This is a genomic window from Roseicyclus amphidinii, from assembly GCF_030163755.1.
Lineage (GTDB): Bacteria > Pseudomonadota > Alphaproteobacteria > Rhodobacterales > Rhodobacteraceae > Roseicyclus > Roseicyclus amphidinii.
On sequence record NZ_JASJOE010000115.1, the window covers coordinates 1 to 5409 of the forward strand.

General features: G+C 60.5%; 9 protein-coding genes. 1 reads left to right on the forward strand and 8 read right to left on the reverse strand.

All coding sequences use genetic code 11. From position 1 onward, the window contains the following. On the reverse strand, positions 1–408 hold a 408-nt coding region (locus tag QQK83_RS18735; protein ID WP_284266874.1), incomplete at its 3' end, for a hypothetical protein. Next, positions 405–665, reverse strand: coding sequence for a hypothetical protein (locus tag QQK83_RS18740; protein ID WP_284266876.1), 261 nt, complete (start codon positions 663–665; stop codon positions 405–407). The genes QQK83_RS18740 and QQK83_RS18735, both read right to left, overlap by 4 nt. A 154-nt stretch (positions 666–819) precedes the next feature. On the opposite strand from QQK83_RS18740, the gene mobQ reads away from it, so the two are divergent. Further along, positions 820–2061 carry a MobQ family relaxase gene (gene mobQ, locus QQK83_RS18745; protein WP_284266878.1) on the forward strand — a complete coding sequence of 414 codons (1242 nt, stop codon included), beginning with the start codon at positions 820–822 and terminating at the stop codon, positions 2059–2061. Between the two features lie 60 nt (positions 2062–2121). On the opposite strand, the gene QQK83_RS18750 is transcribed toward mobQ, so the two are convergent. The 6 genes from QQK83_RS18750 to QQK83_RS18775 form a co-directional block, all read right to left on the reverse strand. Then, on the reverse strand, positions 2122–2436 hold the full coding sequence (locus QQK83_RS18750) for a BrnA antitoxin family protein (protein WP_284266880.1): 315 nt from the start codon (positions 2434–2436) through the stop codon (positions 2122–2124). Continuing rightward, a complete protein-coding gene (locus QQK83_RS18755) occupies positions 2433–2681 on the reverse strand; it encodes a BrnT family toxin (RefSeq protein ID WP_243614846.1) in 249 nt (82 codons plus the stop codon). Before QQK83_RS18755 ends, QQK83_RS18750 begins: the two co-directional genes overlap by 4 nt. Before the next feature lie 187 nt (positions 2682–2868). Further along, positions 2869–3477 carry a biotin transporter BioY gene (locus QQK83_RS18760; RefSeq protein WP_284266886.1) on the reverse strand — a complete coding sequence of 203 codons (609 nt, stop codon included), beginning with the start codon at positions 3475–3477 and terminating at the stop codon, positions 2869–2871. Between the two features lie 130 nt (positions 3478–3607). Continuing rightward, a complete protein-coding gene (locus tag QQK83_RS18765; RefSeq protein WP_284266888.1) occupies positions 3608–4003 on the reverse strand; it encodes a hypothetical protein in 396 nt (131 codons plus the stop codon). Positions 4004–4051: 48 nt separating this feature from the next. Beyond that, complete coding sequence (locus QQK83_RS18770; protein WP_284266890.1) at positions 4052–4522, reverse strand: helix-turn-helix domain-containing protein; 471 nt, start codon at positions 4520–4522, stop codon at positions 4052–4054. Between the two features lie 580 nt (positions 4523–5102). Continuing rightward, positions 5103–5409 (reverse strand): hypothetical protein (locus tag QQK83_RS18775; protein WP_284266891.1); only part of this gene is annotated, 307 nt, incomplete at its 5' end.

Sequence of the window (5409 nt, forward strand, 5' to 3'; positions counted from 1 at the left end):
GGCCGTCAGGAAGCCCAGAAACGCCCCTGTGGCGAGCGTAGCACCCAGAGCAGTCCAAATGCCGCCCGAGAACCGCAAGGCCGCTCTGCGGGCCTGTGAGGCGCTCTGTGAGAGCCTGTCGCGCTCAGAGGTCAATTCCGCCCGGATGCCTTCAACGGCCTCCTGCGCGGCTCTGGTGGCCGCTACGGAGGCTTCGCGGGCCATCTGCCCCCTGTCGGCTTTCAACGCGCTCTGGAGGGCCTGCGGGGTTTCTTTGGTCGCCTGCCGCATGTCCGACACCGCCTCGGCCACGATTTGGTGCAAGGCTTCGGCCTCGTCCTTGTTGAGACTGGTGCGCTGGAGCTGGTCCATGTCCTTGCGGATCAGGGTCAGCTCGTCGGCAAGTATCTGAAACGGATCCTTGCTCATGTCCGGTCGGCCTTCGCCGCCACCTGATCCAGTTCCGCCAGCAGCCCGACCAGCTCTTTCTGATCGACTTCGCGGGTGGTGTTCTTGCGCAGGGTTGCCGCCATCCACCGTGCAATCTTCGGGTCTTTCAGGGCTTCGGTTGTCACGATGGCCCCGACGATGATTTTCCGCCGGGTCTCGCTGGCCTTCTGGCGCTGTTTCAGGCGGGCCAGCTTGGCCTGCGTTGTTGCAATCTGCTGATCTATGCTCCGCGCCATTCCGGTCTCCGCTGCCACTGTCCCATGTTGCTTTTAGGCGTAGCCTTAGGTAGAGAGCAAGACACGAAGTGCCCACTTATACAAACGCTGCGCGTTTGTGTGGGCGGGGGAGACTGGCGTTTCCCCTCGACCCCTAAGCGAAGTGCGGCACCGAATGGCGATCTACCATCTTCGAGCTTCGATGATTTCCCGCAGCCAGGGCCGCAGCGCCACGGCGGCTATCGCCTACCGCGTGGCCGAGCGGATCGAGGACCGCCGCACCGGGCTGGTCTTCGACTACGCGGCGCGGAGCGGCGTCGATCACACCGAAATCCTCGCGCCGGATCATGCGCCGGATTGGGTCCGTGACCGATCCGAGCTGTGGAACCGGGTCGAGGAATCCGAGACCCGCAAGAATAGCCAGGTCGCCCGCGAGGTCCGCGTGGCCCTCCCCGACGAGCTGACCCATGCGCAGCGTGTCGCCCTGGTCCGCGACTACGCACAGGCGCAGTTCGTGGACCGTGGCATGGTGGCTGACATCGCCCTGCACGCGCCGGGGCGCGAGGGGGACGAGCGCAACCATCACGCCCACATTCTGCTGACCACCCGTGAGGTGGATGCAGACGGCTTCACCACCAAGAACCGCGACTGGAACAAAGTCGAGGTTCTTGAGGGCTGGCGGGAGGCGTGGGCGCGGGACAGCAATGCTGCCCTTGAGCGCGCCGGCATCGCGGACCGCGTGGATCACCGGACGCTGGTGGCGCAGCGCGACGAGGCGCTTGAGCTGGCATCGGCGGCGCGGGAGCGCGGCGACAAGGGCGCGGAGTTGGTGCAGACCGTGCGGGCTATCGAACTGGACCGTCCGCCTCTGCCGCAGCTTTCCCCCGGCGCGTGGCAGATGAAGGAGCGCGGCATCGAGGTCGGCCGCGCCCGCGCCTGGCACGAGGCCAAGGCCCGCGCGGCCGAGGTCATGGAGGTTGCCCGCGAGCTGGCGGGCCACGTCCGCGACTGGCTGGACCGGGCGGCGGATCGCGTTCTGGACCGTCTGGGGTCTGGGCAGGCTGAGCTGGCGCTTGCCGGGGGCCGGGGCCAGGAACCCGACATTGCAACGCGGATGCGAGAAGCGTGGGAGGCCCATCAGGGCCGGGACGAGGTTCAGGAGGTTGCTACGCCGGAACCGGAACGGGAGACGCCGCAGGCGTTCGCGGCGCGGCTGCGCGAGGCGGCGGCGGGGATCGACCGGGACACTCTTGCCGGCCGTGCGGCGGCACTGCGCGAGGGGCGCGAGGCCGAAGAACGGCAAGCCGAGATGGATGCGGCGCGGGAGCGCGAAGTGGAGCTGGAACGTCAGCGGGAGATCGAAAAGGAGCGGGACAGCATTGCCGATCGCGATCGGGACCGTGGGCACAGCCTATAGGCTGTCGCGGATCGCCCGCGCCCTCCCCGCCTTATGGGGGGCGGTCGGGCGCTTCTGTGATTAACGATCAGTCAGGACTTCGCGCCGCAGCATCTCGTTCACCCGGCTTTGCCAGCCAGGACCTGTTGCCTTGAGCTTTGTGACTACTTCTTGATCCAGTCGGATCGAAACCGGCACCTTCGGGTTCGCAGATCGTGGCCGCCCCCCAACATTTTTTCGCATCTTGTCGGCCAGGGCCGGAAAGGCTTCGATAAAGGGCTTGGCTTCGGATATCTGTTCATCGGTGGCTTCGGGGGCATCCGGGTCGCTGGCGATCATCTTCTGAATCCGCGCTTCCTCGGCCTCGGAGATCGGCTTGTGCTTCTTGTTGGTCATAGCAGGCTCCTTTCCTTGCGGCTGGCAGGGCGCATGGAGATCACCGAGACACCTTCCGTTCCCAGAAGGGCAAAGACCACGGCGATGGTCCCATCGTTCAAGCGCCCTATCGCCATGTGACGGTTTTCCTTGGCGGGAACCGTCACGGCATCGAGGAAGAACCATTCATCCAGATCGGCAAAATCCAACCCGTGACGCGCGAGGTTGATCTGCCGTTTCGGCTCATCCCAGACAATCATTACCATAGTTTATGTATATACGAAAACCTAAGGGGATGGTCAAGATGATGAATGCTAACGAGGCAGTTCGGTGAACTGCCGTAGCGCTACACGGCCAAATCCGCCGTGTAGCGCATGAATGTTCTGATCGCCGAGCGAAGGTTCTCCTATGTGGATTGATCCATAGGTCCGTCAAAAGGTCCGTCAAAAATGCTTACGATTGATTTACTGATTCACTGTCCGGTAGCTTTCGGACCCAAACGCCAATAACCGAAACGATGCCAGCGGCAATGGCGACCTTGAGCAAATCAGCAACAATGAACGGGCCTATACCGTATTCGAAAGCTCTCGAAACTCCGAATAGGTATGCGAGCCAGAATGCACCCAGCAAAAGCAGAACAATCTCGCCAAGCAGCATTGCTGCTCCAATTTTGAATGGGTTTCGCCACCAGCCGCGATCCGCTGCCCAACCCGTGATTAGGGTCATGGCTACAAACCCCACGAGATAGCCACCGGTCGATCCCATCATGTAGGCAATGCCGATCCCTCGTTCTGGGGAGCCTTGAAAGACTGGCAGGCCGAGCGCGCCTTGCGCCAGATAAAGCAGAATTGTTGCGAGACCTAGGCGTAGTCCGAAGGTCGCGGCAATAGTGAAAATCGCAAGCGTCTGAAGTGACATATCGACTGGCCACATAGGCACTTTGATCTTCGCTGAGATAGTGATGATGAGTGATCCAACCACCATCAGTGTGATGAACCACAGCGCTCTATTGAAAGGCGGATTCGCCAAGGTCGGATGAATTAGTGCACCAGTTTTGTTCATGGGTTTCTCCTTAGTTGCAGTGCTCTTTATCGAAGATCCTTTTGGAAGGTCCGGAGCGCCGAAATCTGCCACTTAAGATCAGGCACGGCGCTTTCTGTCGATCCGCTTTTCCGCACTCTGCCATTTTACCCTAGTTGCCGAACAGCTTTTTCCAGAACCCGCGCGGTCGCTTGTCCTCCAAGAGAGCTGTTGCCTGCTGCCGCCATCGGTCCCGATCTTCGCGAAGATCAGTTATGGTTTCCTGCAACTGCTGGCGCTCGCGCTCACGCTCTTTTTCAATGGTTTCCAGTTGGATGCGGAGCGTTCCTTGATCGTCACGCAGGTGTTCCGTATCGTTCCGAATGGAACGTTCCTCGTTCCGTTCCGCTGGAACAGGCGGGAACACCCGGTGCAGTTCCGCCGGTTCAATGGCATAGGCTCCATTGTCTCGCTTAATGGCTGAAACCTTTCCAGATTTCAACGCACGATGAATGGTGGTTTTGCTCTTTCCCGTAGCCTTTGCGGCTTCATTGAGAGTGTAGCTCATAGCGTTCCGCCGCGTTCCAAGAGGAACGATAAGGAGCGTTCCGCTATGTTACGCATCATCTTCGCCAATCTTTGTGGCGGGCAAGTCGGGTTCCATGCCGGGAAGGGTTGGTTCGGAAGGCGGTGGCAGGCCGTCCCCTGACGGAAGTTGTTGTTCGTCCCGCAGCAGACTGGGGACACGGCGCAGCGGCTCTTGTTGGCCGAGCTGATCGCGATCCGGCTGTTCCTCATCCGACACAACGACCGCTGCGCTGAACAGACTGTAGCGGATACCATCGCGCTTTCCGGTCCAAGCCACCCGATCATTGATGATATAGGCGTTCACGGTGCCACGCTCACCGACCTGCCGTATCTCGATCCAGTTTCGATCCCGAAGCGTCTTGAAGGCGGTTTTCACCGTGTTGACGTGACGCCCCATGATTTTCGCCATCGTTTTCTGGCTGACAACAACCGCGTTGTGTTCTCCTACGCGGGCCACCAGCAGGTGCATCAGCATCGCCGCGTTCGGGCTGTCGCGCATGAGAGCAGCCCAGGCTTCATGGGCCGCTCGCTCGGTCTGAACCCAAGTTCCTGGGCGCTTCTTGTCCGGCAAATTCACTGTCCACCCCCAGCCATTTCCTTGTCAGTTTCTGACATTGATAATGCACAATGATTGTCAATTATCAATGTCCCATTGTCAGAAACTGACACCAGATTGTCTAGGGGTGGACAATCCTAGGCTGTCTAGGGGTGGACAATCCTAGAGAGTCTACCCCCCCCCTATAACACTTTGAAAATGCTTACGAAAAATTTTGCCCCTTCTTATGATCTATAAGAACCCAAAAAATGCACAGCCAAGGAAGGGAGCGCGTGCCCTCAACACGCCGTAGCGACCGACCGCAGTGCTGTGTAGTTTTTGGGGTCGCAGGCGACGAAGGAGCCTGCTTATCCGACAGTGCAAAGTTCGAACCGATGCCGGTGAGGTCTGTGCTTGCCGCAAGCGGAACGCCGACCGGATGGGGTGGGTCAGGCAGGGAGGGGAAGGTTTCGCGCAAACCTGACCGGCAGCGCCTGCGGCGAATGCCGGATTTGCTTAGAATGGATCGGGCCAAGATCGACGGTCAGCTCCCCCCATCCCGGTTCCTGCGATACTCGGCCAGTTCGGGGGTGACGATCCAGTGCGCGCAGAAGCTCGACCCATCGTCCTGATCGACTGTCTGCCCGCCGATCCAGGGCTGTCCGCAGCCGTAGCGCACCATCTGTTCGACGGTGAGAAGCGTTTTGCCCGTTTCGACCACATAGGCCGTCAGGAAGCCCAGAAACGCCCCTGTGGCGAGCGTAGCACCCAGAGCAGTCCAAATGCCGCCCGAGAACCGCAAGGCCGCTCTGCGGGCCTGTGAGGCGCTCTGTGAGAGCCTGTCGCGCTCA